General features: G+C 45.4%; 15 protein-coding genes and 1 tRNA gene. 14 read left to right on the top strand and 2 right to left on the bottom strand.

Annotated features, from left to right (window positions below):
* Positions 1-192: 192 nt before the first annotated feature.
* The 7 genes from mnmG (at position 193) to ABGV42_RS30255 (ending at position 7950) form a co-directional block, all read left to right on the top strand.
* On the top strand, positions 193-2082 hold the full coding sequence (mnmG, locus tag ABGV42_RS30285) for a tRNA uridine-5-carboxymethylaminomethyl(34) synthesis enzyme MnmG (RefSeq protein WP_347385028.1): 1890 nt from the start codon (positions 193-195) through the stop codon (positions 2080-2082).
* Positions 2082-2807 carry a 16S rRNA (guanine(527)-N(7))-methyltransferase RsmG gene (gene rsmG, locus ABGV42_RS30280; RefSeq protein ID WP_347385027.1) on the top strand — a complete coding sequence of 242 codons (726 nt, stop codon included), beginning with the start codon at positions 2082-2084 and terminating at the stop codon, positions 2805-2807. The genes mnmG and rsmG overlap by 1 nt, the downstream gene beginning before the upstream one ends.
* Before the next feature lie 510 nt (positions 2808-3317).
* Entirely contained in the window at positions 3318-4136 is an 819-nt protein-coding gene (gene noc, locus ABGV42_RS30275) for a nucleoid occlusion protein (RefSeq protein ID WP_347385026.1), read from the top strand.
* Between the two features lie 186 nt (positions 4137-4322).
* Positions 4323-5084 carry a ParA family protein gene (locus tag ABGV42_RS30270; RefSeq protein ID WP_095293506.1) on the top strand — a complete coding sequence of 254 codons (762 nt, stop codon included), beginning with the start codon at positions 4323-4325 and terminating at the stop codon, positions 5082-5084.
* On the top strand, positions 5077-5922 hold the full coding sequence (locus tag ABGV42_RS30265; RefSeq protein ID WP_347385025.1) for a ParB/RepB/Spo0J family partition protein: 846 nt from the start codon (positions 5077-5079) through the stop codon (positions 5920-5922). The genes ABGV42_RS30270 and ABGV42_RS30265 overlap by 8 nt, the downstream gene beginning before the upstream one ends.
* Positions 5923-6074: 152 nt before the next feature.
* A complete protein-coding gene (locus ABGV42_RS30260; RefSeq protein ID WP_431523707.1) occupies positions 6075-7268 on the top strand; it encodes an aminotransferase class V-fold PLP-dependent enzyme in 1194 nt (397 codons plus the stop codon).
* 181 nt (positions 7269-7449) lie between these two features.
* Positions 7450-7950: a DUF4446 family protein gene (locus tag ABGV42_RS30255; RefSeq protein WP_347385023.1), complete on the top strand. Its 501-nt coding sequence runs from the start codon at positions 7450-7452 to the stop codon at positions 7948-7950.
* Here ABGV42_RS30255 and yyaC read toward each other — a convergent pair.
* On the bottom strand, positions 7925-8530 hold the full coding sequence (gene yyaC, locus ABGV42_RS30250) for a spore protease YyaC (protein WP_337033607.1): 606 nt from the start codon (positions 8528-8530) through the stop codon (positions 7925-7927). The two genes, ABGV42_RS30255 and yyaC, sit on opposite strands and share 26 nt — an antisense overlap.
* Positions 8531-8691: 161 nt before the next feature.
* Here yyaC and ABGV42_RS30245 point away from each other — a divergent pair, with 161 nt between their 5' ends.
* From ABGV42_RS30245 to ABGV42_RS30230, 4 genes are all read left to right on the top strand, one after another.
* Positions 8692-8943 carry a DUF3343 domain-containing protein gene (locus tag ABGV42_RS30245; protein ID WP_095293526.1) on the top strand — a complete coding sequence of 84 codons (252 nt, stop codon included), beginning with the start codon at positions 8692-8694 and terminating at the stop codon, positions 8941-8943.
* Between the two features lie 15 nt (positions 8944-8958).
* Positions 8959-9918, top strand: coding sequence for a mechanosensitive ion channel family protein (locus ABGV42_RS30240; protein ID WP_431523706.1), 960 nt, complete (start codon positions 8959-8961; stop codon positions 9916-9918).
* A complete protein-coding gene (locus ABGV42_RS30235; protein ID WP_095362223.1) occupies positions 9908-10117 on the top strand; it encodes a DUF951 domain-containing protein in 210 nt (69 codons plus the stop codon). Before ABGV42_RS30240 ends, ABGV42_RS30235 begins: the two co-directional genes overlap by 11 nt.
* A gap of 102 nt (positions 10118-10219) precedes the next feature.
* Positions 10220-10310: transfer RNA gene (locus ABGV42_RS30230), tRNA-Ser, on the top strand.
* 396 nt (positions 10311-10706) lie between these two features.
* On the opposite strand, the gene ABGV42_RS30225 is transcribed toward ABGV42_RS30230, so the two are convergent.
* Positions 10707-10901, bottom strand: a complete 195-nt coding sequence (locus ABGV42_RS30225; RefSeq protein WP_095362189.1) for a YjzC family protein — start codon at positions 10899-10901, stop codon at positions 10707-10709.
* A gap of 200 nt (positions 10902-11101) precedes the next feature.
* Between ABGV42_RS30225 and rpsF the strand changes: the two genes are divergently transcribed.
* Genes rpsF through rpsR form a run of 3 tightly spaced genes read left to right on the top strand, consistent with a single transcriptional unit; the run spans position 11102 to position 12257 of the window.
* On the top strand, positions 11102-11395 hold the full coding sequence (rpsF, locus tag ABGV42_RS30220) for a 30S ribosomal protein S6 (protein ID WP_024629534.1): 294 nt from the start codon (positions 11102-11104) through the stop codon (positions 11393-11395).
* A 48-nt stretch (positions 11396-11443) separates the two neighbouring features.
* Positions 11444-11929: a single-stranded DNA-binding protein gene (gene ssb / locus ABGV42_RS30215; protein ID WP_024629535.1), complete on the top strand. Its 486-nt coding sequence runs from the start codon at positions 11444-11446 to the stop codon at positions 11927-11929.
* Positions 11930-11984: 55 nt separating this feature from the next.
* Positions 11985-12257 (top strand): 30S ribosomal protein S18, encoded by a 273-nt coding sequence (gene rpsR / locus ABGV42_RS30210; RefSeq protein ID WP_062327715.1) that lies wholly within the window; start codon positions 11985-11987, stop codon positions 12255-12257.
* The last annotated feature ends 35 nt before the right edge of the window (positions 12258-12292 follow it).

Below are 12292 nucleotides of genomic sequence, written 5' to 3'. Positions count from 1 at the left end.
AAAGTAGTATGATAATGAAGTCCATTCCTTGTGAATGGTCAGCATGGCAATGACGTCTGTAGAAACTACAGACTTGATGGCTTGATATAGATGGGAATGTCTCCGAGGTGAATAAGGAGGGCATTCGACTTTTTTACAATAGACCGTGTGCATAGGATTCAAACATGCTGCGGCATAAGGAGGTAAACAAGAATGGCTTTTGATGGCGGCAGCTATGATGTAATCGTCGTTGGTGCTGGACATGCGGGTGTGGAATCGGCACTGGCCGCAGCCCGCATGGGATCCAAAACACTGATGATTACCATCAATCTGGATATGGTGGCTTTCATGCCTTGTAACCCATCCATTGGGGGACCGGCTAAAGGACATGTCGTGCGCGAGATTGATGCGCTTGGCGGTGAGATGGGACGGAATATTGACAAGACGTTTATTCAGATGAGAATGCTCAACACAGGGAAAGGTCCTGCAGTTCACGCTCTGCGTGCTCAGGCAGACAAGTTCTCTTATCAGCATAAAATGAAAGAAACGATGGAGAATGAGCGCAATCTGACCATGCGTCAAGGCATGGTAGACCGCTTGATCGTCGAAGACGGCAAATGTGTGGGTGTAGTAACTCAGACGGGTACAGAGTACCGGGCCAAAGCAGTTGTTCTGACTACAGGCACTTATCTGCGTGGTAAAGTCATCATGGGTGAGTTGATGTACGAAAGCGGACCGAACAACCAACAGCCTTCGCTCAAATTGTCCGAGCATTTGCGGGAACTCGGTTTCGATCTGGTTCGTTTCAAAACAGGTACACCACCTCGTGTGCATAAGGATACAATTGATTTTAGCAAAACGGAAATTCAGCCTGGTGATGATGAACCGAAATTCTTCTCGTATGAGACAGAATCCTCCGATAATGAACAACTGCCATGCTGGTTGACGTACACTTCGGTTGAAACACATCAGATCATCAATGATAACCTGCATCGTGCACCGATGTTCTCGGGCGTCATTGAAGGTACGGGGCCGCGTTACTGCCCATCCATTGAAGACAAGATTGTCCGTTTCAGCGACAAGCCGAAACATCAGATCTTCCTGGAGCCAGAAGGCAAAAATACATCCGAGTATTATGTACAAGGGCTGTCCACCAGTCTGCCGGAGGATGTTCAGCTCGCCGTTCTGCGCTCGATTCCCGGAATGGAAAAAGTGGAAATGATGCGTAACGGCTATGCTATTGAATACGATGCGATGGTTCCTACACAGCTCTGGCCTTCACTTGAAACGAAGCGCCTGCCAGGTCTTTTCACGGCTGGACAAATCAATGGTACTTCCGGTTATGAAGAAGCGGCAGGACAAGGGATTATGGCTGGGATTAACGCAGCACGTAAAGTACAAGGCCAAGAGCCGGTTATCCTTGATCGTTCCCAAGGCTATATTGGCGTGTTGATTGACGACCTGGTGACAAAGGGAACAAACGAGCCTTACCGTTTGCTCACCTCACGTGCCGAGTACCGTTTGCTGCTTCGCCATGATAATGCAGATCTGCGTTTGACCGAAATTGGTCACGACATTGGTCTGGTTTCAGATGAGCGCTATGCCAAATTCCTCGACAAGAAGGCTAAAGTGGATGCAGAAGTTGAACGTCTAAAAGCGGCTAAGGCACGTCCTGCGGATGTGAATCCGAAGCTTGAAGAGTTTGGCTCCACACCGATTCAGGATGGAAGCACACTGCTTACCCTATTGCGTCGTCCGGAAATTACGTATGACTGGATTGAACAGGTCTCACCCTCTGAGGTGGAACTGACAGCAGATATGAAGGAACAAGTAGAGATTCAAATCAAATATGCGGGTTATATTGAGAAACAATTGATCCACGTGGAACGTTTGCAAAAGATGGAGAAAAAGAAAATTCCGGATACGATTGAGTATAATGATGTACATGGTCTGGCTATGGAAGCGAAGCAAAAACTATCCACGATTCGTCCCATTTCAATTGGGCAGGCTTCCCGGATTGCAGGGGTGACTCCTGCGGACATCTCGATTTTGCTGGTCTACCTGGAGCATTATAATCGTGTAACTGCAGCAAGGGGACAATAATGGACGATATTCAACAGCAATTGCAGCATCGGCTGAAAGAGCATGGGTTGGAGCTGGATGAACGCCAGCTGGAACAGTTCGAATTGTATTTTCAGGAGCTGGTATCCTGGAATGAAAAGATGAACCTGACGGGTATTACGGAACGGGAACAGGTGTATACGAAGCATTTTTATGACTCGGTATCCCTGGCCTTTTATACGGATATGACCAAGGTGGAAAAGCTTGCGGATATTGGGTCTGGAGCAGGCTTCCCCGGCATTCCGCTCAAGATCTGCTTCCCGCATATCAAGTTGACTATTATTGATTCACTCAATAAACGTATTGGCTTTTTGCAGCATGTCGTGGATACACTCGGTCTAACCGGAGTGGAATTAATTCATGGCCGGGCGGAGGAGCTGGGACGCAAAGAAGGATACCGGGACAGCTACGATCTGGTTACTGCGCGCGCAGTAGCGAAGCTGGCAGTACTGAATGAATTCTGTTTGCCTTTTGTTCGCAAAGGCGGGATGTTTGCGGCAATGAAAGGCGGAGATCCTCGGGAAGAAATGAAGGAAGCAGAATTTAGCTTCAATCAGCTGAGAGGACGGGTAAAAGCCGTTCATCCATTCCAGCTGCCAGTAGAAGAGTCAGCGCGTCATATCATCTTGATACAAAAGTTTGATAAAACGCCTCACAAATATCCTCGTAAACCGGGGACACCACTCAAGACCCCATTGGTGCAATAGGAAAAGTTGGGTAAACCAGTATACTTTGATTACTTCGTGTATTTTTGGGCGAACTATTGATATTTAAATATACAAATTTGATAGTCAGATAATTAAAAATATTGATGAGGATGTTTCACGTGAAACATCCTTTTTTTATTTTCACATACATACTGGAAAGCGAGTAACAATTCAAAAACAAAACAGGTGATAAAAAGGAGGAAATCAGGCTAAAACCGACAAGATGCTCGGAGAAAAAGCAGGAAAATTAGGAGAGTTTAAAGAATAGGTTAGAATAGGATTATGATAGAAAAGATGATAGAATAGAAGTAGCCGATCCTGTGTATCAGAGGTCATAGATTATAGATTATATATAAATAGATTTTGCATGAAGTATAGACATTTATTCAGAACGTGATGTATAAAGCAAAACTTATTCGAAGAACGACAACATATGAGGGGTCGCATATAGAATAAGAAGCACCTGCACTGTTGCGGGAGCTATTACGAAACTAGGTGGTAATATACGGAATGAAAGAACAATTTTCGAAGTTGTTTGGTTTGGCGGAGCGCAATAACGGAGATGAAGTGAAACAAATTCCGGTAGGTGAAATAGTAAGCAGCCCGTATCAACCTCGTACGATTTTTGACGATGATAAAATTGATGAGTTGTTGCAGACAATCAAAACCCATGGGATCATCCAGCCGATTGTCGTCCGTGTACGGAATGGATCGTATGAGATTATTGCCGGGGAACGTCGCTGGCGTGCGGTTCGAAAACTGGGATTGGAGCATATTCCAGCCATTGTACGCGAGTTTAATGATTCTCAGGCCGCTTCCATTGCCTTGATCGAGAACCTGCAGCGTGAAGGTCTCACGGCTATTGAAGAAGCCGTTGCGTATCAAAAGTTGATAGATCTTCACCAGCTGACCCAAGAGAGTCTTGCACAGCGATTGGGCAAAAGCCAATCAACCATCGCTAATAAAATCCGGTTATTACAACTCCCGGAAGGGATCAAGACTGCATTGATGGAACGGAAGATATCGGAGCGTCACGCAAGAGCGTTGTTATCACTGGACTCAGAAGAACTGCAAATGAAATTGCTCGGCGAGATTATTGAAAAAGAGCTGAACGTAAAACAAACTGAAGCAAGGGTTGCCTTCTACAAGGAAGCTTCCAAAATCAAAAAATCAAAACGCATCTCATTTACCAAAGATGTCAGACTCGCTCTAAATACAATTCGCCAATCGATTGATATGGTATCCGGTTCCGGTATGGATATCAAAACCAAAGAAGCAGATCACGAAGATCATTACGAGATCGTCATTCATATTCCAAAACGCAAATAGTTGAAGCTTAAGGCGGCAATGGGGCCGCTTTTTCTGTCTATAGAGCTGGTTGAGGCTTGAATTGAAGAACGTGTTTGAAGAACGGAACGGTAGTTGTTGTTTGTGTGGACGATAGCCACCTGCTTTTAGTTAACTGTATCTCACAACCTACAAGAAAAGACTCCTATTTTATTTGAGGTGAAGTAATTGTCTAAGATTATGGCCGTAGCAAATCAAAAGGGCGGTGTGGGGAAGACGACGACATCTGTTAACTTGGGTGCAGGACTGGCTTCACTCGGGAAAAGGGTACTTCTTGTTGATATTGACCCTCAGGGGAATACGACTAGTGGAGTCGGAATCAACAAAGCAGATGTGGCCAATTGTATATATGATGTCATCATTAATGAAGTACATCCTCAGGAAGCCATTGTGGAAACCCAAATTGAAGGCCTTCATATCATACCTGCAACGATTCAACTTGCCGGAGCCGAGATTGAGTTGGTATCCACTATATCACGTGAAGTTCGTCTGAAAAAATCACTCGCCATGGTGAAAAAAAACTATGATTACATACTGATCGATTGCCCACCATCCCTTGGCATGTTAACGATCAATTCGTTAACCGCTTCCGACTCGGTGATCATTCCGATCCAGTGTGAGTACTATGCACTTGAAGGGCTGAGCCAACTGCTTAACACAGTCCGCTTGGTGCAGAAACATTTGAATACCTCTTTGCAAATAGAGGGTGTATTGCTCACCATGTTTGATGCCCGTACAAACCTGGGGATCCAGGTGATTGAAGAAGTGAAGAAGTATTTTCAACAAAAGGTATATCAAACGATTATTCCGCGTAATGTGCGACTTAGTGAGGCCCCTTCGCATGGGCAGTCCATTATTACGTATGATCCCCGTTCACGCGGAGCAGAAGTGTATTTAGAGCTCGCAAAGGAAGTGATATCGTATGAGTAAGCGGCTCGGAAAAGGTCTCGATGCCCTCATTCCATCGCTTTCAATAAATGACGATGACAAGGTTGTAGAAATTCCGATTGCTCAATTGCGGGCAAACCCTTATCAGCCACGGAAGGTATTTGATGAGGACGCTATTCATGAACTGGCGGAATCTATACGTCAGCATGGCGTCATACAGCCCATTATCGTACGTACTGTACTGAGAGGTTATGAGATTATTGCCGGGGAACGGCGTTTTAGAGCATCTCAATATTGCGGGAATGCAACAGTGCCTGCAGTCGTTCGTAATTTTAGTGATCAGCAGGTCATGGAAATTGCCCTGATTGAGAATTTACAACGGGAGAATCTCAATGCGATGGAAGTGGCTGTAGCCTATCAAGGGTTGATGGACCAGTTCTCGCTGACACAGGAAGAATTGTCTGTCAAAGTGGGGAAATCACGTTCTCACATCGCGAACTTCTTGCGTTTGCTTTCGCTGCCGGAAGAAGTAAAAGATCATGTTTCACGTGGAACATTGTCCATGGGGCATGCACGTGCCATAGTCGGTGTGAAGGACCAGGACATGGTGAAACAGCTGGCCAAACAAACCATTGACCAACAATGGAGTGTACGTGAACTGGAAGAAGCTGTACAGCAGCTGGATCGTTCCAAGATGGGTGAAGCCAAGGCCAAATCCAAAATCAAGAAAAAAGACCCCTTCATTGATACGGTGGAGGAATCCTTGCGCGAACGTTTCAAAACAACAGTGAAGATAAAGCACAACAAAGATAAAGGCAAAATCGAGCTCAACTACTACAGCAAACAGGATCTGGAGCGATTGTTGGAACTGCTTCAATAGACAATCCTGTTGATCAACTTACAACACGCGGGGCTTTTCTCATCTGATGACATATCGCCTCTGTACGATGGAGAAACGATATGTCATTATTTTTTCTAGGAAGATACTGCTTTCCTATGTAACACTTTGCTTATGATTGGATTTATGGCGGAATGTTCAATAAACAGGACAGAGGTGGTTGTGAGGTGAAGGAAGTTATTTATCTGGATCATGCTGCGACATCATGGCCTAAACCACCTGCTGTTGGTGAAGCCATGTTGAATGCCCTTGATGTAGCAGGAGCGAACCCGGGAAGAGGCAGTCATAGGATGGCTGTTCAAGCAAGCCGTGTCCTTTTTGACACCAGGAAAGTTCTATCCAGTCTTTTTGGTATAAGTAATGCCAACGATATTGCGCTTGGTTCCAACACGACAGAAGCGCTGAATCTTGCGATTCAAGGCATTTTGCGAGAAGGCGATCATGTCATTGCTACAATGGCAGAGCATAACTCGGTCAGGCGACCTCTGGAGTACATGCGAAGAGTTCGACATGTAGAAGTCGATTATGTACCTGTGAATGCTGCAGGTGTTATCGATTTGGTTCAACTGGAACGCATGTTTCGTCCAAACACTAGATTGGTTGTATGTACACACAGTTCCAACCTGCTTGGCAGCATTTTACCTATTGGCGAAATATCGCTGATCTGCCGTAAACATGGGGCGACATTTCTCGTAGATGCCGCTCAGAGTGCTGGTATTATGCCGGTGAACGTACAGCAGCTGGGTATCGATATGCTGGCTTTTCCAGGACATAAAGGTCTCCTTGGTCCACAGGGAACGGGAGGACTCTACATAGCTCCTGAGCTTGATCTCGAACCGCTTCTCCATGGTGGGACAGGTAGTCAGTCTGAAGCCATTCAGCAGCCACTTGTTCGTCCAGACCGATATGAGGCAGGAACTCCGAATACAGTAGGTATGGCAGGGCTGGCAGCCGGCGTGAGACATGTGATGGGGGTGACTCCGGAATCGATCTATAAGCATGAGTGGGAATTGACGCAATACATGATGCAAGGGTTATCATCTGTACCGGGAATTCGGATGTTAGGACCGGAGCTTGAACAACCACGTACCGGGTTGGTATCCTTTACAGTAGAGGGGCATGATTCTGCTCAGCTAGCTTTTCAACTGGATCGCCGATATGGCATTGCTGTGCGTTCCGGTTTTCACTGTACACCTCTTGCTCATGAATCTGCCGGAACGACATTGAGCGGAGCAGTCCGAGCCAGTGTAGGGTATACAACAACCAGCCAAGAGATAGATGCTCTAATTCATGCAGTAAACGAATTGACCGTACGCGGTAACTTATGACGATCGGTATCTAAGGACATCGGATTAGAGAAATATATCTATTGGAATTGGAAAACAGCTGATTAGTTATTAGAGATAAAGGGTTTATTTATAAGGGGAAGATCTAACGAATGTATGATGGTTCGTTGGCAAATGAACGGACAGGTATATGAACAAACAAACAGAGGGGTAGTTGCACTACATGGCTGAATTAAACGAGCTGATTCTGGAACAGCTGCTATGGATTATTGGCGGAATGGCATTATTATTGGTGATCTTACTGATTGTAAGTATTGCCCAGGGCGCGAAGTTACGCAAGTTCAAACGAAAATACGAAGCAATGATGGCTGGCAGCGGAGTAGAGGATCTGGAATCGTTGTTGATCAATCTGAAAATTCAGATGGACAGCATTGAGGACGAGTATAAATTGCAGACTGGTCAGATCCAGGCAGTCATGCAAAAACTGACCCGTATTCAGGGTAAGGTTGGCGTGAAACGTTATAACGCCTATGGAGAAAGAGGCAGTGATCTGAGTTTCTCCATGGCCATGATTAACGATAATGACGATGGAATGATCCTCACAGGGATCTATAATCGTGATGGTTCTTATGTATATGCCAAGCCTCTTAAAGGGGGAGAGTCATCTTATACACTATCCCCTGAAGAGAAGGAAGCCATTACTCTGGCACAGCAAGGAGAGTAGAGCGTGTATGCCATTCGCGAATGGCTGAGTAAAGACTGCTCGCAATAATTTCAGACATGCGCATGACAAGACTAAGCCGTGTGTTTTGCAGAACAAAGTATTCCATAAAGCCGCCGACGTTAACGATACCTGTAAGATGGATATCGCCGACCGGCGGTAATTCTTTATTTACACCCGCACCAGGTTTGAGCGGTCCATTGACGACCTGAATACATCCTACACTGGAGGACTGCCCAAGGCAGGCGTCTATTCCGATCACATAGGGGTTATGGTGTGTATTTTGAATGGTGTTCAGCGTTTCTTGAAGGTTCATCGCATGCACAGGTTCGTCCAATGTGCCGTAGAGATGAAATAGGGGGCTGTCCCACTTGGCAAGTGAAGAGCCTACCAGAGGTCCAAGACAGTCTCCTGTGGAGCGATCTGTGCCGATACAGACAATGACGACATTTTGCAGAGAATGAGCCTTATAGAGATGAAACATTAAACGATGTATAATGGCGGAGTGTATACCTGGATCGGTGTGTGGTATTTTTAAACTGGTCATATCTTGGGACGAATAAGAACGCGAATTGGGATTCATAGGATCTATCCTTTCCCCTTGAGAATGGTAGTAACAGTATATGGAAAGATAGAAGGTTTTATACTTCGTAAGGACAAGCTTTTTCCTAAAGGATTACACCAATGGGAACAGACCATAGAAGATGCCTGAAAGTTGGAAAGGAGCCGGTTATGGACGAGTGGATGGATGACTGGATGCTGATTGCCTTTGATTCTACCCAGCAGGCTTTGCGGGCGGAAATGCTGCTTGAGTTTGCTGAGATTGAAATTGATTTGTTTCCTACCCCGAAAGAGATTACGGCAGGCTGTGCCCTCTGTATACAGTTCCCAAAAGAAGATCTGGCAAGAGTGCAGCAGATTATTCGGAACGAGTTTGTGGAGATCCGGGGCCTCTATTTCAAAACCGAAGACAGCTATGATAACATACCCATGTAGAGGAGGTCGGGATTGATGTTGCCATTTAACTTTTTCGCTGCAGCTCCTGCTAATTCTGGGGATGATCCTAAAACCATAGAAGGCACTGTGAAAAGTGCAATCACCTGGACTGACAAGTTGTGGAATTCCGTTACGGATGCCGATATGTGGCTAAACATTCTGTTCAGCTCGATTCGCATTGTTATTATTTTTATTATCACCCGTATTGTGATCAAGATTGTGTACCGCATTATTGATCGCAGCCTGGAACGGAAGCAGGAAGGCAAAGTTCGTGTAAACCCACGCAGGTTTGTCACAGTAGGTGAATTGCTGAAAAATGCGACTTCCATAACGTGTAATTTCATAATGATTCTGTTACTGTTATCAGAGATCAACATACAAGTCGGACCCCTACTGGCCAGTGCAGGTGTGCTTGGACTTGCCATCGGTTTTGGTGCACAGGGATTAGTGAAGGATGTTATTACGGGTTTCTTCATTATATTGGAGGACCAGTTCGCTGTAGGGGATGTTATTCAGACAGGTACCTATAAAGGAACGGTTGAAGTCATCGGACTGAGAACAACCAAACTGGTTAGCTGGCAAGGTGAAGTTCATATTATTCCGAACGGTACGATTGCCAGTGTGACGAACTTCTCCATGTCCAATTCACTTGCAGTTGTAGATATCCCGATGAAGGGAGACCAAACATTGGATGAGTCGGTTCGTTTGGTTAAGCAGGCATTGGCTGGAATTGAAGAACGTGATCTCAACATTGTGAAGGTTCCGGATGTGCTTGGTATTCAATCGATGTCCACATCAGAATATGTCGTTCGGATTGTCTCTGAATGTATGCCAAACTCCAGAGCCTCTGTAGAGCGTCAAATCCAGAATGATGTGAAGAAAATACTCGAGTATCATGAGATGGGCAAGCTTGCAGCATTGGAACAGGCAGCGGGGCAGGAGAAGGATGAAGGGAATGGTACTGGTGGAGCGTAAAAGTTTCCAGCTTGGAGACATTGTACAGATGAAGAAGCAGCATCCCTGTGGAAGCAATGAAATGGAGATTATTCGCATGGGGATGGATATTCGAATCAAATGTGTAGGCTGTAAGCACAGTGTACTTATTCCAAGAGCAAAGTTTGAAAAAAACATGAAAAAGGTACTTCGTTCGGCTGAGGATGCAGCAGAGTCTTAAATGAAAATCTGCAGTAAGATGTATGCCATAATAACGTTTTCATGCAAGCGCAGCGAAGGTGTTGCGTTCTGTAAATGATCATGCTATAATCAGTATTGCTGCGGAAAGGTACCCAAGAGGCCCAAGGGGGCTGACTCGAAATCAGCTAGGCGTGTCACAGCGTGCGTGGGTTCGAATCCCACCCTTTCCGCCACTTACAGCATTTCATTTAACTCAGATACGTTAAGTATTATAAAGCGATAGACCTTCCTGAATGGGAGGTTTTTTTATTTTTCCCAGAGTAAAACAATGAAAAAGTTTGATGACCCAAAACAAAAGAGCCCCGAAGGGCTCCCTGTAGGCGATACATCGGTTAGTTAGAAACAATCGGTCGTAAGATCAGAAACCTGGCGTACTGCAGATGCAATACTCGTGCTCAGACGAAGGGCCTTACACACTACCACTTGCTTCTTAGATTACGTGATGAATCTCCAACATTACACGATCGGCTGCGTTGTCCAACGGAACCACACCTCTCTCGTGTACCGCCTGATTGTATTATGTGCATTATTACGTTTTATATACATGTGATATTAAATAATATTTATCTTTAATGAACACGCGCTTTCGTTAATCTTTTCCACTTCCGGTTTTGGTTGCTCGTTTCAGGGAAGGATTCCCCCTTTTTAAGGGTTATCCGTTTAGGGTTTTGAATTTCGGTATGGAAGCTTTTTTCTCCGACTTCGGTGTACTCTCCATCATTCGGTGCTTTGTCACCTTTTTCAAACTCGGTTTGTTCACCCATGCTAAGACCTCCTTAGATATTTTTCTTATTACTGCATCCATAGTGTGCTCCAGAACTCGAATGAACATGTGCCAATACAAACAGGGAACGTTTGCTTGCATTGCTGTCTTATTTTTGTTATATTAATATAGTTCGAGTTTGTGCTCGTTCCTTGCTCTCAACCTGGATTGAGGGCCAGAGTCCATAAGGAGGTGAAAATTATGCGCAAATATGAAGTGATGTACATTATTCGTCCTGACGTTGAGCAAGAAGTTGTTCAAGCTACAGTCGATAAATTCCAAGGCATCATCTCCAACGGCGGTGGTGAAGTTACAGCTCACGACGTTATGGGTAAACGCCGTCTTGCGTATGAGATCAAGAAATTCCGTGATGGTGTTTACGTTCTGGTACACTTCACTGCTGAACCAGCAGTAGTTACTGAGCTTGAGCGTCTCATGAAGATTTCTGACGAAGTAATTCGTTATCTCATTACGAACGATGTTAAGTCTGCCTAAGACAACTCGTGATTAACGCACCAATACGCTCTGAAGGAGGGGATTACATTGTTGAACCGTGTCATTCTGATCGGCCGGTTAACCCGGGATCCTGAGTTGCGTTACACTCCAGCAGGAGTAGCAGTTACGCAATTTACTTTGGCGGTGGACAGACCGTTTACAAGCCAAGGGGGAGAGCGGGAAGCGGATTTCATTCCGGTCGTTACCTGGAGACAGCTTGCTGAGACTTGTGCAAACTATTTGCGCAAAGGACGCCTAGCTGCAGTCGAAGGACGCATTCAAGTACGGAACTACGAGAATAACGAAGGAAAACGTGTATACGTGACCGAAGTCATTGCCGATAATGTCCGTTTCTTGGAGTCAGCTAACCGTGATAATAACGGTGGCGGCGGTGGGCAACCGATGCGTGAAGAGCCTTCTTATGGAGGCGGCGGACGCGCGAACAATAACAATAATTCGCGTAGCAACAATCAGGATCCTTTTTCCGATGACGGAAAACCGATTGATATATCGGATGATGATTTGCCATTTTAACGTGAACCGACACTCTTAGAGTGATTGGCTTAACGATAGGAAAGGACTGAAAAGCATGAGCTTCAAGCAAAGAGAAGGCGGAGACAACGATAAAAGACCGGCTCGCCGTGGCGGCCGTAACAAACGTCGTAAAGTGTGCTTCTTCACAGCTAACAAAATTACTCACATCGATTATAAAGATACGGACTTGCTTCGTAAATTTATCAGCGAACGTGGAAAAATTTTGCCACGCCGTGTAACAGGTACTAGCGCTAAATATCAACGCATGCTGACGATCGCGATCAAACGCTCCCGTCAAATCGCATTGCTGCCATACACAACTGAGTAGTCTTACTCAGCTTGCATACGAAGCAGCCGGCTTAT

It is taken from the genome of Paenibacillus pabuli (assembly GCF_039831995.1).
GTDB classification, from domain to species: Bacteria; Bacillota; Bacilli; order Paenibacillales; family Paenibacillaceae; genus Paenibacillus; species Paenibacillus pabuli_C.
Note: the sequence above shows the minus strand (reverse complement) of the source record. Positions and strands in the feature narration are given on the sequence as shown.

What these genes read in the sequence shown, in the direction of transcription:
- mnmG (WP_347385028.1), top strand. Translation starts at nt 193, where the DNA reads ATGGCTTTTGATGGCGGCAGCTATGATGTAATCGTCGTTGGTGCTGGA.
- rsmG (WP_347385027.1), top strand. Translation starts at nt 2,082, where the DNA reads ATGGACGATATTCAACAGCAATTGCAGCATCGGCTGAAAGAGCATGGG.
- noc (WP_347385026.1), top strand. Translation starts at nt 3,318, where the DNA reads ATGAAAGAACAATTTTCGAAGTTGTTTGGTTTGGCGGAGCGCAATAAC.
- ABGV42_RS30265 (WP_347385025.1), top strand. Translation starts at nt 5,077, where the DNA reads ATGAGTAAGCGGCTCGGAAAAGGTCTCGATGCCCTCATTCCATCGCTT.
- ABGV42_RS30260 (WP_431523707.1), top strand. Translation starts at nt 6,075, where the DNA reads ATGTTCAATAAACAGGACAGAGGTGGTTGTGAGGTGAAGGAAGTTATT.
- ABGV42_RS30255 (WP_347385023.1), top strand. Translation starts at nt 7,450, where the DNA reads ATGGCTGAATTAAACGAGCTGATTCTGGAACAGCTGCTATGGATTATT.
- yyaC (WP_337033607.1), bottom strand. Translation starts at nt 8,530, where the DNA reads ATGAATCCCAATTCGCGTTCTTATTCGTCCCAAGATATGACCAGTTTA.
- ABGV42_RS30245 (WP_095293526.1), top strand. Translation starts at nt 8,692, where the DNA reads ATGGATGACTGGATGCTGATTGCCTTTGATTCTACCCAGCAGGCTTTG.
- ABGV42_RS30240 (WP_431523706.1), top strand. Translation starts at nt 8,959, where the DNA reads ATGTTGCCATTTAACTTTTTCGCTGCAGCTCCTGCTAATTCTGGGGAT.
- ABGV42_RS30225 (WP_095362189.1), bottom strand. Translation starts at nt 10,901, where the DNA reads ATGGGTGAACAAACCGAGTTTGAAAAAGGTGACAAAGCACCGAATGAT.
- rpsF (WP_024629534.1), top strand. Translation starts at nt 11,102, where the DNA reads ATGCGCAAATATGAAGTGATGTACATTATTCGTCCTGACGTTGAGCAA.
- rpsR (WP_062327715.1), top strand. Translation starts at nt 11,985, where the DNA reads ATGAGCTTCAAGCAAAGAGAAGGCGGAGACAACGATAAAAGACCGGCT.